The organism is Mesorhizobium sp. B2-4-19 (assembly GCF_006441315.1).
GTDB lineage: Bacteria > Pseudomonadota > Alphaproteobacteria > Rhizobiales > Rhizobiaceae > Mesorhizobium.
The window spans coordinates 536568-557179 of record NZ_VFUV01000002.1; the positions used below are offsets into that span (position 1 = coordinate 536568).

Genomic DNA, 20612 nt, shown 5'->3' on the forward strand with positions numbered 1-20612 from the left:
CCTTGCGACTGAGTCACAGTCCTGCGGCGTCGGCGGGCGGAATGGAGGTTCCGTCCGGTGTGTGTGACCCACTGGGAGGAATACCGATGAAGAAAATGCTTTTGCTGGGTGTTGCGTTTGGTGCGCTCGCCCTGAATACGCCCGCGCATGCCGAACTGAAGTTCAAGCCAGGCGAGGACAAGCGCTTCAACTGGGCAAACTTTGAAGACCTCAAGAAGGTCGACCTCAAGGGCGAGACGTTGACCATCTTCGGGCCGTGGCGCGGCGAGGATGAGACGCTTGTCCGTTCGGTGCTCGACTATTTCTCCGAGGCGACCGGCGCGGAGGTGAAATACTCCTCGTCCGAAAATTACGAGCAGCAGATCGTCATCGACACCCAGGCCGGCAGCCCGCCGAACATCGCCGTCCTGCCGCAGCCGGGCCTGATCCAGGACCTCGCTTCCAAGGGCGTGCTGACCCCGCTGGGCGACGACGTCGCCGCCTGGATCAAGGAAAACTACGCCGCCGGCGACTCCTGGGCCAAACTCGGCACCTATACCGGCAAGGACGGCAAGCCGGGCTTCTATGCCTTTCCCTACAAGATCGACGTGAAGGGACTGGTCTGGTACTCGCCCGATAATTTCCAGGAGGCCGGCTACAAGGTACCGAAGACGCAAGAGGAACTGGCCGAGCTCGAAAAGAAGATCATCGCCGATGGCGGCAAGCCCTGGTGCATCGGGCTTGGTTCCGGCGGTGCTACAGGATGGCCGGCGACCGACTGGGTCGAGGACATCATGCTCAGGACGCAGCCGCCGGAAACCTACGACAAGTGGGTCAAGAACGAGATCCCGTTCACCGATCCGGCGGTAGTCAGCGCCATCGACATCTTCGGCAAGATCGCCACCGATGACAAGATGGTGGATGGCGGCGCCAAGGCAGTGGCGGCGACCGATTTCCGCGACAGCCCGAAGGGGCTCTTCACCGTGCCGCCGAAGTGCTACATGCACCATCAGGCATCGTTCATCCCGTCCTTCTTCCCGGAAGGCGTGAAGCTCGGCCAGGACGCGGACTTCTTCCCCTACCCGCCCTACGCCACCAAGCCGGAACTCGGAACGCCGCTGGAGGTCGCCGGAACGCTGGTGATGATCACCAAGGATTCCAAGGCATCGCGCGAGTTCATCAAGTTCCTCGAAATGCCGCTCGCGCATGAATTGTGGATGGCACAGAAGAGCTTCGTCACCCCCTTCAAGAGCGCCAACAAGGATGCCTATGGCAGCGATGCGCTGAAGAAGCAGGGCGAGATCCTGGTCGGAGCGACGACAGTCCGCTTCGACGGCTCCGACCTGATGCCCGGCAAGATCGGTGCCGGCTCATTCTGGACCGGCATGATCGATCTGGTCGGCGGCAAGTCCGCGCAGGACGTGGCCGCCGACATCCAGAAGAGCTGGGACGCAATCAAGTAGATCGCAACAGGCAAGCTGGAACCTTACTGATCCTCCTGCAGGATCCGGGCCACGGCCCGGGTCCGACCGGCGGCGTATGCCGGAAGCCTTCGCGTTTCGATTGTTCCGAATGACTCACCAAGTCGGTGCATCCGACCGCCCAGCTTGCCTGGCTGGTCATGCGCAGGGAGAGGGACCCATGGCGGCTCAGATTTTCTCGGCCATTTTCGTCATCATCATCGGCGTCGGCGGCTGTGTCGCCTACTTCTGGGGCGCCAACAAACTGCTGGACCTGACCTTCCCTTCGCGCGGGGTCACCGGCACGGCTGCCGTCAACAATCTGCGCCGGCAGGGCGTTGTGCGGCCATGGCTGTTCGTCGGCCCGGCGCTGATCATTCTCACCATCTACCTGATCTACCCGGTGATCGCGACACTGTGGCTCTCCTTCCTCGACCGCAGCGGCAGCAGTTTCGTCGGGCTCGCCAATTACGAGTGGGCTTTGCGCGATCCAGACCTCCGGCGCTCGATCCTGAACAACCTGCTGTGGCTGGCGGTGGTGCCGGCGGCCTGCACCTTCCTCGGCCTGATCATCGCCGTGCTCACCGACAAGATCTGGTGGGGCACGATCGCCAAGAGCCTGATCTTCCTGCCGCTGGCCATCTCCTTTGTCGGCGCCAGCGTGATCTGGAAGTTCATTTACGAGTATCGCGGCGAGGGCCAAGTGCAGATCGGCCTGCTCAACGCCATCATCCAGCATTTCGGCGGCCAGCCGCAGGTGTGGATATCGCTGCCGTTCTGGAACAATTTCTTCCTGATGATCATCCTGATCTGGATCCAGACCGGCTTTGCCATGGTCATCCTGTCCTCGGCGTTGCGCGGCATTCCGGAAGAGACGCTGGAGGCCGCGGTCATCGACGGCGCCAACCCGTTCCAGATCTTCTGGAAGATCATGGTGCCGCAGATCTGGGGCACCATCGCCGTCGTCTGGACCACCATCACCATCCTGGTGCTCAAAGTTTTCGACATCGTGCTGACCATGACCAACGGCCAGTGGAACAGCCAGGTGCTGGCCAATCTGATGTTCGACTGGATGTTCCGAGGCGGCGGCGATTTCGGCCGCGGCGCAACGATCGCCATCATCATCATGATAGCGGTCATCCCGATCATGGTCTGGAACATCCGCCAGGCGAACAAAGAGACGGGAGGACATTGAGATGGCCGTCGCGACCGGAAAATCCTTCGCCAGCCGTTTCGGCGTCCACATAGCGGTGCTGGTCTTCGTTGCCATCTGGACCGTTCCGACACTCGGCATCCTGGTCTCGTCGCTGCGAGACAAAGACCAGATCGTCGCCTCGGGCTGGTGGAATTCATTCGCCAGTTCCAGCCAGACCGAGGCCGGGCGGCTGCCACCCGCCACGGCGCAGACCCAGAAGGACGGCAAGTACGTTCTCGAGGGCAACATCTTCGGCGATGGCGCCAAGCGCAACATCAGCGCCTTCGGCGTCAAGGCGGCCGCTCCGACGCAATATCCGGCCGGCTCATCGGCTGACCTAGGTGACGGCGTCACCCTGCAGGTCAATGCCGACGGCAGCTTCGTCATGACCTCGCCCAAGGCGTTCGAAGGCGACCGCGGCCAGCGTCTCTACTATGCCTCGTCGGCGCCGCCGAAATTCACCCCCGACAACTACCAGACGGTGCTGTTCTCGGAAGGCATCGGCCGCTCGTTCATGAATTCGCTGACCGTCACCATACCGGCGACGGTCATCCCGATCCTGATCGCCGCCTTTGCCGCCTATGCGCTGGCCTGGATGCGGTTTCCCGGCCGGGCGCTGCTGATCGCGGTCATCATCGGCCTGCTGGTGGTGCCGCTGCAGATGTCGCTGATCCCGCTGCTCAAACTCTATAACGGCGTCGGTACTTTCTTCGGCGTGCCGTCGAAGACCTATCTCGGCATCTGGCTGGCGCATACCGGCTTCGGCCTGCCTTTCGCCATCTATCTGCTGAGGAGCTATATCGCCGGCCTGCCGCGCGAGATCATGGAATCGGCCCGCATCGACGGCGCGAGCGATTTCGAGATCTTCGTCAAGATCGTGCTGCCGCTGTCCTTCCCGGTGCTGGCCTCCTTCGCCATCTTCCAATTCCTGTGGGTATGGAACGATCTTCTGGTGGCGATGGTTTTCCTTGGTACGGCACCCGACCAGATCGTGTTGACGGCCAAGCTCAACGCGCTGCTCGGCTCTCGCGGCGGCAACTGGGAGATCCTGACGACATCGGCCTTCATCACCATCATCGTGCCGCTAATCGTCTTCTTCTCGCTGCAGCGCTATTTCGTCCGCGGGCTGCTCGCCGGCTCGGTGAAAGGAGGCTGAAACCATGCAATCCGCTTTGAAAGCCAGTTCGAACCCCGACCTCGCCATCGCTCGCGACTGGTGGCGGGGCGCTGTGATCTACCAGATCTATCCGCGCAGCTACCAGGATTCGAACGGCGACGGCATCGGCGACCTCAAGGGCATCATCGGACGGCTGCCCTACATCGCCGCGCTCGGCGCGGACGCCATCTGGATCTCGCCCTTCTTCAAATCGCCGATGAAGGATTTCGGCTACGACGTCTCGGACTATTGCGACGTCGACCCGATGTTCGGCACGCTGGCCGATTTCGACGCGCTGACGGCGGAGGCGCATCGGCTGGGTCTCAAGGTGATGATCGACGAAGTGCTGTCGCACACGGCCGACATCCATCCCTGGTTCAAGGAAAGCCGGTCGAGCCGCAGCAATTCCAAGGCCGACTGGTATGTCTGGGCGGACGCCAGACCCGACGGCACGCCGCCCAACAACTGGCTGTCGATCTTCGGGGGGTCGGCCTGGCAGTGGGATACCAGCCGCCAGCAATATTACCTGCACAATTTCCTGGCCGAGCAGCCCGACCTCAATTTCCACAACCGCGAAGTCCAGGATGCGCTGCTCGACGTCACCCGCTTCTGGCTGGAACGCGGCGTCGACGGCTTTCGCCTCGACACGATCAATTTCTACTTCCACAGTCAGGGCCTGGAGAACAATCCGCCGCTGCCGCCGGAAGAACGCAACGACCAGACCGCGCCGGCGGTCAATCCCTACAACTACCAGGACCATCTCTACGACAAGAGCCGTCCGGAAAACCTCGGCTTCCTCGAACGCTTTCGCGCTTTGCTCGACGAATATCCGGCAACCGCCGCCGTCGGCGAGGTCGGCGATTCGCAGCGCGGGCTGGACGTCGTGGCCGCCTATACGGCCGGCGGCAAGCGCGTGCACATGTGCTATTCCTTCGACTTCCTGGCGCCGGAAAAGATCAGCGCCGCCAAGGTGCGCTCGGTGCTGGAAGCCTTTGGCAAGGTCGCCAGCGACGGCTGGTCTTGCTGGGCGTTTTCCAACCATGACGTGATGCGCCCGGCCTCGCGCTGGGCCGCCGGCGAAGCCGACCCTGTCGCCTATCTCAAGGTCATCTCGGCATTGCTGATGTCGCTGCGCGGCTCGGTCTGCATCTACCAGGGCGAGGAACTCGGGCTGGGCGAGGCCGAACTGCGCTTCGAGGATCTGCAGGACCCCTATGGCATCCGCTTCTGGCCGGAGTTCAAGGGCCGCGACGGCTGCCGTACGCCCATGGTGTGGGATGGCGGCGCCAAGAATGGCGGCTTTTCCCAGGCCAAACCCTGGCTGCCGGTGCCCGCCAAGCATCTGGCGCAGGCGGTCAATGTCCAGCAGGGCGACCAGACTTCGCTGCTCGAGCACTATCGGCGCTTCATGACCTTCCGCCGCGCCCATCCGGCCCTGGCCAAGGGCGACATCACCTTCATCGAAAGCGAGGGCGACACCGTCGCCTTCACGCGCCGCGCCGGCAATGAGCAGGTTGTCTGCGTCTTCAACCTGGGCGCCAACCCGGCCAAGGTTGACCTTGGCGGCCGATCCCTGCAACCTTTGCCGGGACACGGGTTTTCCGGGCAGGCGAGCACCGGTTCGATCGAGCTTGGCGGCTACGGCGCCTGGTTCGGGCGCATAGACTGAAATCTTTGAGGAAATCACTGGGAGGACACCAATGGCCGATGTCAATCTGAGACAAGTGAAGAAGTCCTACGGCAATCTCAACATTCTCCACGGCATCGACCTCGACATCAAATCGGGCGAGTTCATCGTCTTCGTCGGTCCATCGGGCTGCGGCAAGTCGACCTTGCTGCGCTCGATCGCCGGGCTCGAGGAAATCACGTCGGGCGAACTCAAGATCGATGGCGACGTGGTCAACGACGTGCCGCCGTCCAAGCGCGGCATCGCCATGGTGTTCCAGTCCTACGCGCTCTATCCGCATATGACGGTCTACGACAACATGGCGTTCTCGATGAAGATCGGCAAGGAGAACAAGGCCGAGATCGACCGCCGCGTGCGCCAGGCCGCGGAAATCCTGCAATTGACCAAATATCTCGACCGGCTGCCCAAGGCGATGTCGGGCGGCCAGCGCCAGCGTGTCGCCATCGGCCGCGCCATCGTGCGCAATCCGAAAGTGTTCCTGTTCGACGAGCCGCTGTCGAACCTTGACGCGGCGTTACGCGTCGCCACGCGCATCGAGATCGCCAAGCTCAAGGAATCGATGCCCAACACGACGATGATCTATGTCACCCACGACCAGGTCGAGGCGATGACGCTGGCCGACCGCATCGTGGTGCTGAAGGACGGCCATGTCGAACAGGTCGGCACGCCGATGGACCTTTACAAGAAACCCGGTAATCTGTTCGTCGCCCAGTTCATCGGCTCACCGGCCATGAACATCCTGCCGGCAACCATCGACAAGACCGGCAACCCGACCGTCGTCAGCCATGTCGGCGGCCGCAAGGCGACGGTGCCTATCATGACGCCGGCCTCGGCCAAGGGCGCGGCGGTCAGTTTCGGCGTGCGGCCCGAAGACCTGATGATCGCCAGCGGCGCGGACTATCTGTTCGAGGGAACAGTCGACTATGTCGAGCAGCTCGGCGAGGTCCAACTGGTCTATGTCGATATCGGCCGCGCCGACCTGCCGCTGGTGACCAAACTGCCGGGCAATGTCGAGGTCAAGCGCGGTTCGACATTGCGGCTGAGCGCCAATGCCGAGGACTTGCATATCTTCGATGCGGACGGACATTCCTTCGCGCTGCAAAAGCCGGAAGCAAAAGCGGCTTGAGGCCGCCGGTTCTGCTCGGTCAAGGCAACAAAAAAGAGCGGCGGGCCAAGCCCACCGCTCTTTTGGAAAATCAACTTCGGCTGTTAGCGGCCGAAGAGGTTCCGGTCGCTGCCCTGGGGAGCGGACGGCTGCACGTCGCCCGACGAATTGAGCAGCTTGTAGACAGGCGAGCCGGTGTTGCGCACCGAAGAGGTCTGCCCGGTGTCAACGTTGGCGGTCGCCAGCTTGTTGATGTCGGTGCCACCAACGTTGTCGTTGCCAGCATAGGCGGTGCCGGCGGCGATCAAAAGCGCGGCGGCGGTGAGAACAATCTTTTTCATTTTAGGACTCCTGAATTTTTATGTTGCGGCGAGCAGCGGACTATCCCGCCGCTCTGCCGGGGCGGCTTTAACGGCTGCCGTAGAGATCGCGGTCGCTGCTCTGGGGAGCCGAATTCTGGGCGCCTCCGGACGAGTTGAGCAACTTGTGGACGAACGAGCCGCTGTCGCGGATGGCGCCCGTATGCGAGGTGTCGACGTTGGTGGCTGCCTGCTTGTTGATATCGGTCCAGCCAACATTGTCGTTGCCGGCGAAAGCGCTGCCGGAGATCGCCAGAACGGCGGCGGCAGCAAGGATGATCTTCTTCATTTCAAGTACTCCTGAATTTCCAAGTCCCCGGGCGGCGGGCAAAACCCACCGGCTGCCGGGGGATCGGCTGTTAGTTGTTGCCGAAGAGGTTACGGTCGGCGCCCTGCTGAGCAGGCACCTGGGTGGCCGGAGCCGACTTGTCGACCGAAGCCGTGTAGGAATGGTCGACCGCAGCGGCCGGCTGGTTGGCACCGTTGGAACCGTAGTTGTCGCTGCCAGCGAAGGCGCTGCCGGAAATGGCCAGGACGGCGGCGGCAGCAAGGATCATCTTGTTCATGTTAGTCTCCTGAATTTCTCAAGGTCGGCCAGAGCGGCGGGCGAAAAGCCCGCGATTAGCCGGGATCTGTTGTTAGTTATTGCCGAAGAGGTTGTGATCGGCTCCCTGGGCAGGCGTCTGAGCAGCCGGTTCCGACTTCTTGGTCGAAGCGGTGTACGAGCTGTCGACAGCCGTGGCTGCGGCGGCAGTCGAACCGTAGTGGTCGCTACCAGCAAAGGCGCTGCCGGAAATAGCCAGAAGGGCGGCGGCAGTGAGAACAATCTTTTTCATTTTTGGTACTCCAGTATTTTTTCCGTCCGTCTAGCGGCGTGTCCTGGGATTGAAATCGCGTCGTTCGGACAGCCCCGATGTGGGAAAGCCAGTTCGCCGTTTCCAATCACGAAGTTGTTCCGTGTGGACCAAGAATCCGCTACTTGAAATTGTGCCAAGGGCTCCCAAACAAAGCATTTTTCTTCTCGATATCAAGTACTTAATAAAATCCAGCCGCAACATCACAGACTGTATCGGAGGTCCATCGTTCACACCGTCCTGCACGCACCGTCAACAGAAACGAACCGTTCGGTTCGATTTTAGAGTCTGCTAATAGTCACTTTTCGAAACCGTTAACCTCCTTTGCCCCGTTCCGGGTCGATTTTGACAGCCGGTACTGCTATCGGCGGAGACGATTTTCGTGACCGCTGCCCGTGACCTGATCGTTGCGCATGCGTGTCGCGCCGCATGGATACGATGTCGCTTTCATGCCGATGTCGCAAACGCTGTCGTGATTAGATCATGTCATCTCAGGTGCCGCTTCGTGACGACGGGCGGAGAATTGGGAAGCCGGTCAAAATCCGGCGCTGCCCCCGCAACGGTGGTGGAGTTCAAGTCGCAACGGGAGACCACTGGGCGAAAGCCTGGGAAGGTGTCGCGACCGTCCGCAAGGACACTCCAGAGCCCGGAAACCAGCCCGAGATTTTTGAACTCGACTGATCGCGGTGGGCGGTCAAGAGGCGGATCGCGCGTGCCCGGCTTTCGCCGAGCCGCGTCTCATCCTTCCTCAATCACCACCAGTTCAGTCCTTGAAGTATGGGGACAGGACATGGATGCGCGCAACGATATGCTGAGGCTGTTGAATGGCCGCAGAGAGGGCTTCTCGCTCGAGCAGCCCTTCTATACCGATCCCGATTTCTTCAAGCTCGACATGGAGCTGATCTGGTATCGCGACTGGCTGTTCGTCGGCCATGATTGCGAACTGCCCAAGCCCGGCAGCTTCACCACCGTACAGATCGGCGACTACCCTGTCGTGCTGGTGCGCGATCAGCAGGGCAAGATCAACGCCTTCCACAATTCCTGCCGCCACCGCGGCAGCCGCGTCTGCAACACCGACAAGGGCGTGGCCGCCAAGCTGGTCTGCCCCTATCACCAATGGACCTATGAGCTGGACGGAAGGCTGCTGTTTGCCCGCCAGATGGCAGACGGCTTCGACAAAAGCCAGTTCGGCCTGAAGCCGGTCGCCTGCGAAAGCGTGGCCGGCTATATCTTCATCTGCCTGGCCAAGGAACCCGCCGACTTCGCGCCGATGCAGGCGATGATCGAACCCTATCTCAAGCCGCACCGGCTCAGCGAAGCAAAGATCGCCTTCGAGAGCACGATCGTCGAGAAGGGCAACTGGAAGCTCGTCTGGGAAAACAACCGCGAGTGCTATCATTGCGCCGGCAATCACCCGGAACTGTGCAAGACCTTCCCGGAAGCCCCAACGGTGACCGGCGTGCAAGGCGCCGACAGCGATCCGGAAATGCTGGCACACTGGGCCAAATGCGAGGCGGCCGGGCTGCCGAGCAAGTTCCGCATCGATCCGGCCGGGCAATACCGCGCCACCCGCGCGCCGCTGCTGCGCGATGCGGTCAGCTACACGATGACGGGCAAGCGGGCGGTGAAGAAGAACCTTTCCGACAGCGTCTCGGCCGACCGCATCGGCTCCTTGCTGCTTTACCACTACCCGACGACCTGGAACCACATCCTCGGCGACCATGCCGTCACCTTCCGCGTGGTGCCGATCAGCGCCACGGAGACCGCGGTGACGACCAAATGGCTGGTGCACAAGGATGCAGTCGAGGGCGTCGACTACGATCTTGCCGAACTCACCCATGTCTGGACCGAGACCAACGACCAGGATCGCCGCATCGTCGAGGAAAACGCGTTCGGCATTCTGTCGCCAGCCTATGAGCCCGGTCCCTATTCGGAGCTGCATGAGGGCGGCGTGATCCAGTTTGTCGAATGGTACGCGTCCTTCATCGGCCCACGGCTTGCCGAAGATGGCCGGCCGGCCCTGCGCAGTGTCGCCTGAGAGGTTTGGGGATGAACGCGATGACGGATCTTGGCCTCTATCGCCATCTCGATCAGATGGCGCCCTGGAACGACAGGCTGCAGGTACTGGAAGTGATCGGCGTCAGCGACGAGGCGCCTGACGTCAAGACCTTCACCTTCCGCTCCGACAACCAGACCTGGTTCCGCTACAAGCCGGGCCAGTTCGTGACGCTGGAACTGCCGACGTCGGACGGACCGCTGATGCGCACCTATACGCTGTCGTCGTCGCCGTCACGGCCGTTCTCGATCGCGGTGACGGTGAAGGCGCAGGCCGGCAGCATCGGCACACGCTGGATGTTCGATCACCTTGTGCCCGGTTCGCACGTCAAGGCCTATGGGCCGAGCGGCGACTTTTCGCTGCACAGCCACCCGGCGGCCAAATATCTGTTCATCTCGGCCGGTTCCGGCGTGACGCCGATGATGTCCATGCTGCGTTGGCTGAACGATTGCGCGCCATGGACCGATGTCGGCTTCGTCAACTGCGCGCGGCGCGCCGAAGAGATCATCTTCCGCAAGGAGCTCGAACTGCTCGGCGGCCATATGCCGGGCCTGTCGCTCGGCTTCATGATCGAGGAGCGGTCGAGCCGCGAGGGCTGGTATGGCCATATGGGCCGCATCGACGCGATCCGGCTGCCGCTGCTGGCGCCCGATTTCCGCGAACGCGAGATCTTCTGCTGCGGTCCGGATCCTTTCATGCGCGCCGTGCGCGGCATGCTTGAAGCCGCCGGCTTCGACATGACGAAATACCACCAGGAGAGCTTTGCCGTACCCGCGGTGGAGGAAGTCCCGGCGCCGTTCGCGTCGCCCGGGGAAGACGGCATTGCCGTTCCCGTCGAGGCAACACCGATCCGCTTCGCGCTTTCGGATGTCGATGCCGAGTGCATCGCCGGCCAGACCGTGCTGCAGACGGCGCGTTCCTCCGGCGTGCGGATCCCCGCGGCCTGCGAATTCGGCCTGTGCGGAACCTGCAAGGTGAAGAAAGTCTCCGGCGCCGTCGAGATGAGCCACAATGGCGGCATCCTCGATCACGAGATCGATGACGGCTTCATCCTCGCCTGCTGCTCGAAGCCGCTTTCGGCTCTCGAAATCGAGGCGTGACGGCGTCGGGCGACCCCGGCACGACAGCCTTGCCAAGCAGTTGCGGCTGTTTCCAGGACCCTGGCGACCTCGGTAGGACGCGCGTCGGGATCGGCCTATAAGGCGTTCTCGTGCGGCTTCGTCACTCGCCGCAGCGTCAGATTGATCCTGCCGCCGTTCTTGAGCAACGCCGAGGTCGAGGGATAGATGCGGTCGACGCCGTGGAAGGCGAGACGGCCCTCGCCGCCGAGCACGACGACGTCGCCGCTCTTCAGCCTGAACGATTTGGTGGCGCCGTCGCGCGTCGTCTGGCCGACCCTGAACAGGCAATCGTCGCCCAGCGAGACAGAGACGACAGGCGCCGAGAAATCGGCCTCGTCGCGGTCTTGGTGCAGGCCCATCTTCGCGTCGGCCGTGTAGAAATTGATAAGACAGGCCTCCGGGGGATTCGGATAGCCCGACACCTGCATCCAAAGATCGAGCAGGCCCTGCGGGATCGGTGGCCATGGCTCTCCGGTCAGCGGATGCGTCGGCTGGTAGCGATAGCCCCGTTCCTTGTCGGTAACCCAGCCGAGCGGGCCGCAATTGGTCATGCGCACGCTCATCTCCTTGCCGGTGCGCGGCATCGCAGGGACGAACAGCGGTGCCTGCTGGACGATGCCTCTCACCTCTTCGACCAGCATCTCCTGAACGGCGCGGGAGAGATAGGCCGGCATGTGGCGGACGCCGTTGGGCAGAACGAGCATGGAATAACGCGCCTTGAGATGGTTCGAGCCCGCAAGATGCCACCATCAACGGAAAACAGCGACCCGAAAGCCGTCGCCGATTGCATTGCAGCGGCTAATGCTATCTGGGGCAGGGCGCAACATCACGGCCTCGCTGAAGCGCAGCTGGTAAAAAATGGAAAACGCCGCGCGTCCTTTCGGATGCGCGGCGCTTGATCAAGCCGTTTCGAGACGGCCTCGCAGCCGAATCAGGGGATGCGCAGCACCTGGCCCGGATAGATTTTGTCCGGGTGGGCCAGCATCGGCCTGTTGGCCTCGAAGATGGCGGTGTTCTTGGCGCCCTGGCCCTTGCCGTAGCTTTTCTCGGCGATCTTCCAGAGGTTATCGCCCTTCTGGACGGTGTAGAAGGTCGGTTCCTTGGCCGGGGCAGCTGCCGTGCCGGCGTCCGGCGCGACCTGCAATTCGTCGGCCTGCACCTTGGAGACGCCCAGCGTGTTGCCGACGGCGATGACCGCCTTCTCGAAGATCGACTGGTCCTTGACCACGCCCTTCAGCACCGCCGTGTCGCCCTGCACAACGACCTGCACGCCATCGGTGCCGAGCTTGTGTGAATCGAGCTCCTTCTTGAGCGTGTCGGCCGTGGGTGCGGCTTCCTCGTCGCCGCCGATGCCCAGTTTCTTGCCGACGCTCTTGACGAAATCGAACATGCCCATCTCTGGTCTCCCTTGCTGTGGCAATGGCGAAACCTCGCATCTGCGGTGCGAAATGGAAAGCCGCTTTATACACGCGGCTGGTGTAGTGCTTAATCGTTTTCCACCCGGCCGCGCAGCTTCTTGATCGTGCCGCGTCCAGCCTTGCCCTTCAGACGCCGCTCCACCGCGCCTTTCGAGGGGCGCGTCTTCTTGCGAGGCGGCGGCGGCGGTTCGGCTGCCTTGGCGACAAGCGCCGTGAGCCTCGCTCGGGCGTCCGCCCGGTTCTGCTCCTGGGTGCGGAAGCGCCCGGCCTCGATGACGATGACGCCGTCCTTGGTGGCGCGCTGGCCGGCAAGCTTGATCGTGCGGGCACGCACGCGTTCCGACAGGCCGGCCGCGCTGGCCGCGTCGAAGCGCAGTTGCACGGCGGTTGCCACCTTGTTGACGTTCTGGCCACCCGGCCCCGACGAGCGGATGAAATCCTCGTGCAGGTCTCCGGGATGGATCACGGCTTCGCCCGATATGATGATGTCGTCGTCGATCGGCATGCCGCAGTCATGGCGCGGCGGCGGACAAAAGAAAAGGCCCGATCGAAATCGAGCCTTCAATGGTGCTGAGCGACGTGACGATTACTCCGCCGCTTCCTGCATGCGCGGCGCCGCACCCATGACGGTTGCATCGACATGCGGCTCGAATTTCTCGAAGTTGACGGCGAACATGCCGACCAGTCTTGCCGCCTGGCGGTCATAGGCGGGCTTGTCGGCCCAGGTCGAGCGCGGATCGAGAATGGCGCTATCGACGCCAGGCACCGCCACCGGCACCTGGAAGCCGAAATTGGCATCGGTGCGGAATTCGGCTGTCTTCAGCGACCCGTCGAGCGCGGCGGCCAGCAGAGCGCGTGTCGCCTTGATCGGCATGCGCTTGCCGGTGCCGTAGGCGCCGCCGGTCCAGCCGGTGTTGACCAGCCAGCAATCGGCGCCGTGACTGGCGATGAGCTCGCGCAGCAGATTGCCGTATTCCGAGGGGTGGCGCGGCATGAACGGGGCGCCGAAGCAGGTCGAAAACGTCGCTTCGGGTTCGGTGACGCCCTTTTCGGTTCCGGCCACCTTGGCCGTATAGCCGGAGAGGAAATGATACATCGCCTGCGCCGGGGTCAGCCGCGCGATCGGCGGCATCACGCCGAAGGCGTCGGCGGTCAGCATGATGATGTTTTTGGGATGATTGGCGCGCCCGGTCTTCGAGGCGTTGGGGATGAAGTCGAGCGGATAGGCGCAGCGTGTGTTTTCGGTAAGGCGGCCATCGTTGAAGTCCGGCACACCGTCGGCGTCGAGCACGACATTTTCCAGCACCGTGCCGAAGCGCTGCGTGGTGGCGAAGATCTCCGGCTCGGCTTCAGCCGACAGCTTGATCGTCTTGGCATAGCAGCCGCCTTCGAAATTGAAGATGCCGTGCGGACCCCAGCCATGCTCGTCGTCGCCGATCAGCGTGCGCGACGGATCGGCCGACAGTGTCGTCTTGCCGGTGCCGGAAAGCCCGAAGAAGACGGCCGCGTCGCCGGCCGGCCCCTCATTGGCCGAACAATGCATCGGCATCACGTCGTTCTGCGGCAGGAGATAGTTGAGCATGGTGAACACCGACTTCTTCATCTCGCCGGCATAGGAGGTGCCGCCGATCAGCACGATCTTGCGGGTAAGGTCGACGGCGATCACCGTTTCCGTGCGGCTGCCGTGGCGGGCGGGGTCGGCGCGGAAGGACGGCAGGTCGATGATCGTCATCTCCGACACGAACTGTTCGAGCTCGGCCTTGTCCGGACGGATGAGAAGATTGCGGATGAACAGCGAGTGCCAGGCAAACTCGGTGATGACGCGCGTCGGCAGTTTCAGATCGGCATCGGCGCCGCCGACGAGGTCTTGAACATAGAGATCCTTGTCCGCGGCGTAAGCAAGGAAATCGGCGAACAGCGTTTCGAACTGGGCCGGCGAGATCGCCTTGTTGTTGTCCCACCAGACATGCGCCTCGGTGTCGGCGTCGCGGACGACGAACTTGTCCTTTGGCGAACGGCCTGTGTGCTGTCCGGTCTCGGCGACCAGTGCGCCATGCGCGGTCAGCCGGGCCTCGCCGCGCCGGATCGCCTCCTCGTAAAGGGCGGCCGCGCCAAAATTATAGCGCACCATACCGGTGGTTTTCAGGCCGATACGATCGATCGGGCAACCAGGATTGCGTTTGCCGACTTCCGACATTGGTGTCCCTTCTACGATTTGCCGCATCTTTGCCGGCGCATTTCCGGCACGCCCGCCGAGCGGGCTGAGATGGTCAAAACCAGAAAAGCCAAATGATATCAAATCATTAATCGATTTAAAAAATTTGAAAGTTGTTTAAATCGTTTATATATGCGAAAAGTTTCACGGTTGCCCAAAGGATTGGCGATTTTCGTTCGTCCAATCCATGTCGAGGTAGGATTGTGGCCTGCGGCACCCCGCGCGTGACAGCGGACAAGGCCTATGCCACATTTTGTACCTAATTTGTCCTGCAAAAGCCCCTTCTCTACGAAAGAAGGGACAGCTCATGAGGGAGCCGCTTGAAATGGCAACAATCGCGCTTGTCGATGACGACCGCAACATTCTGACGTCGGTGTCGATCGCCCTCGAATCCGAGGGGTATCGCGTCGAGACCTACACGGATGGTGCGTCCGCGCTGGAAGGCCTGGCGGCGCGTCCGCCGAATCTTGCCATCCTCGACATCAAGATGCCGCGCATGGACGGCATGGAGCTCTTGCGCCGGATGCGCCAGAAGTCCGACCTGCCGGTGATCTTCCTGACCTCCAAGGACGACGAAATCGATGAATTGTTCGGCCTCAAGATGGGCGCCGACGATTTCATCCGCAAACCGTTCTCGCAGCGCCTGCTGGTCGAGCGGGTGCGCGCCGTGCTGCGCCGCGCCAGCGCCCGCGAGGCTGCGGCAAAGGCGCCCAGCCAGCAGGCCCGCTCGCTCGAGCGCGGCCAGCTCGTCATGGACCAGGAGCGCCACACCTGCACCTGGAAGGGCGAACCGGTGACGCTCACCGTCACCGAATTCCTGATCCTGCATTCGCTGGCGCAGCGCCCCGGTGTCGTAAAAAGCCGTGATGCGCTGATGGATTCGGCCTATGATGAGCAGGTCTATGTCGATGACCGCACGATCGACAGCCACATCAAGCGGCTGCGCAAGAAGTTCAAGGCCGTCGACGACGACTTCGAGATGATCGAAACCCTTTACGGAGTCGGATACCGGTTCCGCGAAGCGTGAAATAGGCAGTAGGCAGCAGGGAATAGTCAGTAGTCCGTTTTGAATGGTGCGAGCGGCCACATTGCCGCGATCTCAGCCACTTCTCTATTCCCTACTGCCTACTCGCTACTCACTAATTAGGCAGGGCCTGCTATTCGATGGCAGTGGAAGCACAGCGAACAAGACCGACGGGCGCCGCCAGGCGGCCGTCGCGCATCATGCCGTCCTTCGTCTCGAAGATCACGGTGCCGATGCGCCGCTTCCTCGGCCACCACATCTTTTCCAGCCTGACGCGGCGCATTCTGTTTCTCAACCTTGCCGGCCTGGCTGTCCTGGTCACCGGCATCCTCTACCTCAACACCTTCCGCGACGGGCTGATCGATGCCCGCGTCGAAAGCCTGATGACGCAGGGCGAGATCATCGCCGGCGCGATCGCGGCGTCGGCGACGGTCGAGACCGATTCGATCAGCATCGACCCGGAAAAGCTGCTTGAGCTGCAGGCCGGCGAAAGCCTGGGGCCGGGCTCGGACCAGCTAGACAATCTCGATTTCCCGATCAATCCCGAGCGTGTCGCGCCGGTGCTGCGGCGGCTGATCTCGCCGACCCGCACGCGGGCCCGCATCTATGACCGCGACGCCAATCTGCTGCTCGATTCGCGCCACCTCTATTCGCGCGGCCAGATCCTGCGCTACGATCTGCCGCCGGTCGAGGAAGAAGAGCCCGACCTTGTCGAGCGTGTCCAGAAGTTCATCTTCGACTTCTTCCGCAACACCGACCTGCCGGTCTATCACGAGCAGCCGGGCGGCAATGGCGCCGCCTTCCCGGAAGTGGTCAAGGCGCTGACCGGCAGCCCGTCGACCATCGTGCGCGTCTCCGAGCAGGGCGAGCAGATCGTTTCGGTGGCGGTGCCGATCCAGCGCTTCCGCGCCGTCCTCGGCGTCCTGATGCTGTCGACCGAAGGCGGCGACATCGACAAGATCGTCGCCGCCGAGCGCAAGGCGATCCTGCGCGTCTTCGGCATCGCGGCGCTGGTCACCGCCATCCTGTCGATGCTTTTGGCCTCGACCATCGCCAATCCGCTGCGCCGGCTGTCGGCGGCGGCGGTGCGGGTCCGGCGCGGCGTCAAGAGCCGCGAGGAAATCCCCGACTTTTCCGACCGGCAGGACGAGATCGGCAATCTTTCGGTCGCCGTGCGCGACATGACCAACGCGCTCTATGCTCGCATCGAGGCGATCGAAAGCTTCGCCGCCGATGTGTCGCACGAATTGAAGAACCCGCTGACCTCGCTGCGCAGCGCCGTGGAAACCTTGCCGCTGGCCAAGAACGACAATTCGCGCAGCCGGCTGATGGACATCATCCAGCATGACGTGCGCCGGCTGGACCGGCTGATCACCGACATTTCCGACGCTTCCCGTCTTGATGCCGAACTGGCGCGAGAAGATGCGGGAACGGTCGACCTGAAGAAATTCATCACCGACCTCGTCGCCGTGTCGCGCGAGACCACGCGCCACAAGAAGGCTGTCGAGATCGAACTCAAGGTCGCCAAGCTGCCGCAGGGTGTGAAAGGCTATTTCGTCGCCGGCCACGATCTGCGCATCGGCCAGGTCGTCACCAATCTGATCGAGAATGCGCGTTCCTTCGTTCCCGAGGACCATGGCCACATCAGCCTGTCGCTGGCGCGCGCCGGCAAGTTCAACATCCTGACCGTCGACGACAATGGTCCCGGCATCCGCGCCGACAACATCGACCGCATCTTCGAACGCTTCTACACCGACCGGCCGGCGGGCGAGGCGTTCGGCCAGAATTCGGGCCTTGGCCTGTCGATCTCCAGGCAGATTGTCGAGGCCCATGGCGGCACGCTGACCGCCGAGAACATCCCCGGCACCAAGCCCGGCGAGGTCAAGGGCGCGCGCTTCGTCGTGACGCTGCCGGCCGAAGCATGATCCCGAACCGGAGGCCGGCGCAGCAAAAAACGGGAACCGGTTTTCTCGGGCGAACGGTTCCATTCGTCCAGAGATCATGCTTCACGCAAAAGGCATGATCCCGAAAAGTGCTTCATCCGTAAACATGATCGGACAGGATCGTGCCTGATCCAGTTGCGCAGCCTGAAAACATTCACGGAACCGCGATCCTGATCGGCGATCGCGGCGTCCTTATCACCGGGCCGTCCGGCGCCGGCAAGACGACGCTGGCGCTGACACTCCTGGACCATTGCCGCGCGCGAGGGCTGTTCTCGCGGCTGATCGGCGACGACAGGCTGCTTGCCGCGGCCCGCGCCGGGCGGCTGGTCTGTCGCGTGCCGCCGACTATCGCCGGTCTCGCCGAAGTCCCCGGGTTCATGCCGCGCCCGCTGCCGTTCGAACCGGGCGGAGTGATCGACCTGCATGTGAGGCTGGTGCCAAAGGCAGAGATGGCCCGTTTCCAGGAGGAAATCAGCGAGCCGGTCGCAGGCTGCCCGGTACCGCGTATCGACCTTGCCGAGCGTAACGCCGCCACGGCCCTGCCCGCCGTGATGGCGCGCCTGTCCATCATGCCTTTTCTATGATCCGCCCGGGATTTTTTGCTGCAATGCGTCAAAATGGCATGGGCCGGCGCAATTTTGGGCTTGTCAACGGGCCGCGCGTCGACAAGATAGCGCTCCCGCCGCCCGGAATGGCTGGCGAGCATAAAATGCGCCTGTGAAGCGGCGATGACGGGAGCCACCAAAGAATGATCGGACTCGTGCTTGTAACGCACGGTCAACTGGCCACCGAGTTCCGACATGCCGTCGAACATGTCGTCGGGCCACAAGACAATTTCGAAACCGTGGCGATCGGTGCCGACGACGATATGGAACAGCGTCGCCGCGACATCGTCGACGCCGTGGCCCGTGTCGATACCGGGGCTGGTGTCATCGTGCTGACCGACATGTTCGGCGGCACGCCGTCGAACCTCGCAATTTCGGTGATGGAGTCCGGCCGCACCGAGGTGATCGCCGGCATGAACCTGCCGATGCTGATCAAGCTGTCCTCGATCCGCAAGGGCGACAATATGGCCGCCGCGCTCGACGAGGCGCAGGCCGCCGGGCGCAAATACATCAATGTCGCCAGCCAGCTTCTGAGCAGCAAATGAACGCGCTATCCCCGGAAAAAGACCACATCGTCCGGGAGTTTCCGATCGTCAACCAGCGCGGCCTGCATGCACGCGCCTCGGCGAAATTCGTCCAGCTCGCCAGCGGCTTCGACGCCGCGGTCCATGTCGAGAAGGATGGCGTCAAGGTTGGCGGCACGTCGATCATGGGCCTGATGATGCTGGCCGCCAGCCCGGGCTACTCGATCCGCGTCACCGCCAGCGGGCCGGAAGCGCTCGAGGTCATGGACGCGCTTGAACAGCTTGTCGCCTCCCGCTTCGGCGAGGAATGCTGATCCCGGACGCTGCCCAAGCATGCTCGCGAGACATGCAGGGATAAAGATTTCTTTATATCCCATTGTCGTCTTGAGCCTGATCTGCTAGTCAGGCCGGCAAATTCGCGTCCTTCGACGCGCCGACCGGCGCGGGCGCATCCGCAACCAATTCGCAGCATAACAATTCGCAGGGAGTACTACCATGACGGGTAGCAAGGATTATGTGGTCGCCGACATCTCGCTTGCCGGCTGGGGCCGCAAGGAACTCGATATCGCCGAAACCGAAATGCCGGGCCTGATGGCCTGCCGCGAGGAATTCGGCGCCAAGAAGCCGCTGAAGGGCGCGCGCATCACCGGCTCGCTGCACATGACCATCCAGACCGCGGTGCTGATCGAAACGCTGAAGGCGCTCGGTGCCGACATCCGCTGGGCGTCCTGCAACATCTTCTCGACCCAGGACCACGCCGCCGCTGCCATCGCCGAGGCCGGCATTCCGGTCTTCGCCGTCAAGGGAGAGAGCCTCGAACAGTATTGGGACTACACCGACCGGATCTTCCAGTGGACTGACGGCGGCCTCTCCAACATGATCCTCGACGATGGCGGCGACGCCACCATGTACATCCTGATCGGCGCCCGCGCCGAGGCCGGCGAGGACGTGCTGTCCAACCCGCAGAGCGAGGAAGAGGAATATTTCTACGCCCAGGTCAAGAAGCGCCTGAAGGCTTCGCCCGGCTTCTTCACCAAGCAGAAGGCTGCGATCCGCGGCGTCACCGAGGAGACGACCACCGGCGTCAACCGGCTCTACCAGCTGCAGAAGAAGGGCCTGCTGCCCTTCCCCGCCATCAACGTCAACGATTCCGTCACCAAGTCGAAGTTCGACAACAAGTATGGCTGCAAGGAATCGCTGGTCGACGGCATCCGTCGCGGCACCGACACGATGATGGCCGGCAAGGTCGCGGTCGTCTGCGGCTATGGCGACGTCGGCAAGGGCTCGTCGGCCTCGCTCAAGGGCGCGGGCGCCCGCGTCAAGGTCACCGAGGTCGATCCGATCTGCGCGCTGCAGGCGGCGATGGACGGCTTTGAAGTGGTGACGCTGGAAGACGCGGCCCCGACCGCCGACATCGTCATCACCACCACCGGCAACAAGGACGTCGTCACCCTCGACCACATGCGGTCGATGAAGGACATGGTGATCGTCGGCAATATCGGGCACTTCGACAACGAGATCCAGGTCGCCTCGCTGCGCAACCTGAAATGGACCAACGTCAAGCCGCAGGTCGACATGATCACCTTCCCGGACGGCAAGCGGATGATCCTCCTGTCGGAAGGCCGCCTGCTCAATCTCGGCAACGCCACCGGCCATCCGAGCTTCGTCATGTCGGCGTCTTTCACCAACCAGGTGCTGGCCCAGATCGAGCTGTTCACCAAGGGCGAGCAGTACCAGAACCAGGTCTATGTCCTGCCCAAGCATCTCGACGAGAAGGTCGCGCGCCTGCACCTCGACAAGCTCGGCGCCCGCCTGACCGAACTGTCGGGTGAACAGGCCGCCTATATCGGCGTCACGCCGCAGGGTCCGTTCAAGCCGGAACACTACCGCTATTAACCAAAGCTAAATTTA

21 protein-coding genes and 1 riboswitch are annotated in these 20612 nt (G+C 62.6%); of the genes, 13 read left to right on the forward strand and 8 right to left on the reverse strand.

Annotated features, from left to right (window positions below; all coding sequences use genetic code 11):
- Window positions 1-86 precede the first annotated feature (86 nt).
- From FJ546_RS05775 to ugpC, 5 genes are all read left to right on the forward strand, one after another.
- Complete coding sequence (locus tag FJ546_RS05775; RefSeq protein ID WP_140888463.1) at window positions 87-1442, forward strand: ABC transporter substrate-binding protein; 1356 nt, start codon at window positions 87-89, stop codon at window positions 1440-1442.
- A 178-nt stretch (window positions 1443-1620) separates the two neighbouring features.
- The gene (locus FJ546_RS05780) at window positions 1621-2634 is read left to right on the forward strand and encodes a sugar ABC transporter permease (protein WP_140888464.1); all 1014 of its coding nucleotides are present in this window, start codon (window positions 1621-1623) and stop codon (window positions 2632-2634) included.
- A 1-nt stretch (window position 2635) separates the two neighbouring features.
- Window positions 2636-3790: a carbohydrate ABC transporter permease gene (locus tag FJ546_RS05785; RefSeq protein ID WP_140888465.1), complete on the forward strand. Its 1155-nt coding sequence runs from the start codon at window positions 2636-2638 to the stop codon at window positions 3788-3790.
- A gap of 4 nt (window positions 3791-3794) precedes the next feature.
- Window positions 3795-5459: an alpha-glucosidase family protein gene (locus FJ546_RS05790; RefSeq protein WP_140888466.1), complete on the forward strand. Its 1665-nt coding sequence runs from the start codon at window positions 3795-3797 to the stop codon at window positions 5457-5459.
- A 31-nt stretch (window positions 5460-5490) separates the two neighbouring features.
- Window positions 5491-6603 carry a sn-glycerol-3-phosphate ABC transporter ATP-binding protein UgpC gene (gene ugpC, locus FJ546_RS05795; protein WP_140888467.1) on the forward strand — a complete coding sequence of 371 codons (1113 nt, stop codon included), beginning with the start codon at window positions 5491-5493 and terminating at the stop codon, window positions 6601-6603.
- A gap of 83 nt (window positions 6604-6686) precedes the next feature.
- Here the strand turns inward: ugpC and FJ546_RS05800 are convergent, their stop codons facing one another.
- The 4 genes from FJ546_RS05800 to FJ546_RS05815 form a co-directional block, all read right to left on the reverse strand.
- Window positions 6687-6923 (reverse strand): DUF680 domain-containing protein, encoded by a 237-nt coding sequence (locus FJ546_RS05800; RefSeq protein ID WP_140888468.1) that lies wholly within the window; start codon window positions 6921-6923, stop codon window positions 6687-6689.
- Between the two features lie 67 nt (window positions 6924-6990).
- Window positions 6991-7230: a DUF680 domain-containing protein gene (locus FJ546_RS05805; RefSeq protein ID WP_140888469.1), complete on the reverse strand. Its 240-nt coding sequence runs from the start codon at window positions 7228-7230 to the stop codon at window positions 6991-6993.
- A gap of 70 nt (window positions 7231-7300) precedes the next feature.
- Window positions 7301-7507 (reverse strand): DUF680 domain-containing protein, encoded by a 207-nt coding sequence (locus FJ546_RS05810; RefSeq protein ID WP_140888470.1) that lies wholly within the window; start codon window positions 7505-7507, stop codon window positions 7301-7303.
- 72 nt (window positions 7508-7579) lie between these two features.
- Window positions 7580-7777: a DUF680 domain-containing protein gene (locus FJ546_RS05815; RefSeq protein WP_140888471.1), complete on the reverse strand. Its 198-nt coding sequence runs from the start codon at window positions 7775-7777 to the stop codon at window positions 7580-7582.
- 494 nt (window positions 7778-8271) lie between these two features.
- Window positions 8272-8472, forward strand: a riboswitch (cobalamin riboswitch).
- Between the two features lie 113 nt (window positions 8473-8585).
- Between FJ546_RS05815 and FJ546_RS05820 the strand changes: the two genes are divergently transcribed.
- Together FJ546_RS05820 and FJ546_RS05825 are read left to right on the forward strand one after the other, a co-directional pair.
- Complete coding sequence (locus FJ546_RS05820) at window positions 8586-9833, forward strand: aromatic ring-hydroxylating dioxygenase subunit alpha (RefSeq protein WP_140888472.1); 1248 nt, start codon at window positions 8586-8588, stop codon at window positions 9831-9833.
- A gap of 20 nt (window positions 9834-9853) precedes the next feature.
- Entirely contained in the window at window positions 9854-10951 is a 1098-nt protein-coding gene (locus tag FJ546_RS05825) for a hybrid-cluster NAD(P)-dependent oxidoreductase (RefSeq protein ID WP_140888473.1), read from the forward strand.
- A 95-nt stretch (window positions 10952-11046) separates the two neighbouring features.
- On the opposite strand, the gene FJ546_RS05830 is transcribed toward FJ546_RS05825, so the two are convergent.
- The 4 genes from FJ546_RS05830 to FJ546_RS05845 form a co-directional block, all read right to left on the reverse strand.
- Window positions 11047-11676: an alpha-ketoglutarate-dependent dioxygenase AlkB gene (locus tag FJ546_RS05830; RefSeq protein WP_140888474.1), complete on the reverse strand. Its 630-nt coding sequence runs from the start codon at window positions 11674-11676 to the stop codon at window positions 11047-11049.
- 227 nt (window positions 11677-11903) lie between these two features.
- Window positions 11904-12368: a peptidoglycan-binding protein LysM gene (gene lysM, locus FJ546_RS05835; protein WP_140888475.1), complete on the reverse strand. Its 465-nt coding sequence runs from the start codon at window positions 12366-12368 to the stop codon at window positions 11904-11906.
- Window positions 12369-12457: 89 nt separating this feature from the next.
- Window positions 12458-12895, reverse strand: coding sequence for an alternative ribosome rescue aminoacyl-tRNA hydrolase ArfB (gene arfB, locus FJ546_RS05840; protein ID WP_140888476.1), 438 nt, complete (start codon window positions 12893-12895; stop codon window positions 12458-12460).
- An 81-nt stretch (window positions 12896-12976) separates the two neighbouring features.
- Window positions 12977-14587 (reverse strand): phosphoenolpyruvate carboxykinase, encoded by a 1611-nt coding sequence (locus FJ546_RS05845; protein WP_140888477.1) that lies wholly within the window; start codon window positions 14585-14587, stop codon window positions 12977-12979.
- Between the two features lie 343 nt (window positions 14588-14930).
- Here FJ546_RS05845 and FJ546_RS05850 point away from each other — a divergent pair, with 343 nt between their 5' ends.
- The 6 genes from FJ546_RS05850 to ahcY all read left to right on the forward strand — a co-directional run bounded on the left by FJ546_RS05850 (window position 14931) and on the right by ahcY (window position 20597).
- Window positions 14931-15632 carry a response regulator transcription factor gene (locus FJ546_RS05850; RefSeq protein ID WP_010912942.1) on the forward strand — a complete coding sequence of 234 codons (702 nt, stop codon included), beginning with the start codon at window positions 14931-14933 and terminating at the stop codon, window positions 15630-15632.
- Between the two features lie 137 nt (window positions 15633-15769).
- Window positions 15770-17554: a sensor histidine kinase gene (locus FJ546_RS05855; RefSeq protein WP_140888478.1), complete on the forward strand. Its 1785-nt coding sequence runs from the start codon at window positions 15770-15772 to the stop codon at window positions 17552-17554.
- Between the two features lie 140 nt (window positions 17555-17694).
- Window positions 17695-18156: an HPr kinase/phosphorylase gene (locus FJ546_RS05860; RefSeq protein ID WP_140888479.1), complete on the forward strand. Its 462-nt coding sequence runs from the start codon at window positions 17695-17697 to the stop codon at window positions 18154-18156.
- A gap of 164 nt (window positions 18157-18320) precedes the next feature.
- Window positions 18321-18722, forward strand: coding sequence for a PTS sugar transporter subunit IIA (locus FJ546_RS05870; protein WP_010912939.1), 402 nt, complete (start codon window positions 18321-18323; stop codon window positions 18720-18722).
- On the forward strand, window positions 18719-19015 hold the full coding sequence (locus FJ546_RS05875) for an HPr family phosphocarrier protein (RefSeq protein WP_010912938.1): 297 nt from the start codon (window positions 18719-18721) through the stop codon (window positions 19013-19015). Before FJ546_RS05870 ends, FJ546_RS05875 begins: the two co-directional genes overlap by 4 nt.
- A 181-nt stretch (window positions 19016-19196) precedes the next feature.
- Complete coding sequence (gene ahcY, locus FJ546_RS05880; RefSeq protein WP_064985125.1) at window positions 19197-20597, forward strand: adenosylhomocysteinase; 1401 nt, start codon at window positions 19197-19199, stop codon at window positions 20595-20597.
- Window positions 20598-20612 lie beyond the last annotated feature (15 nt).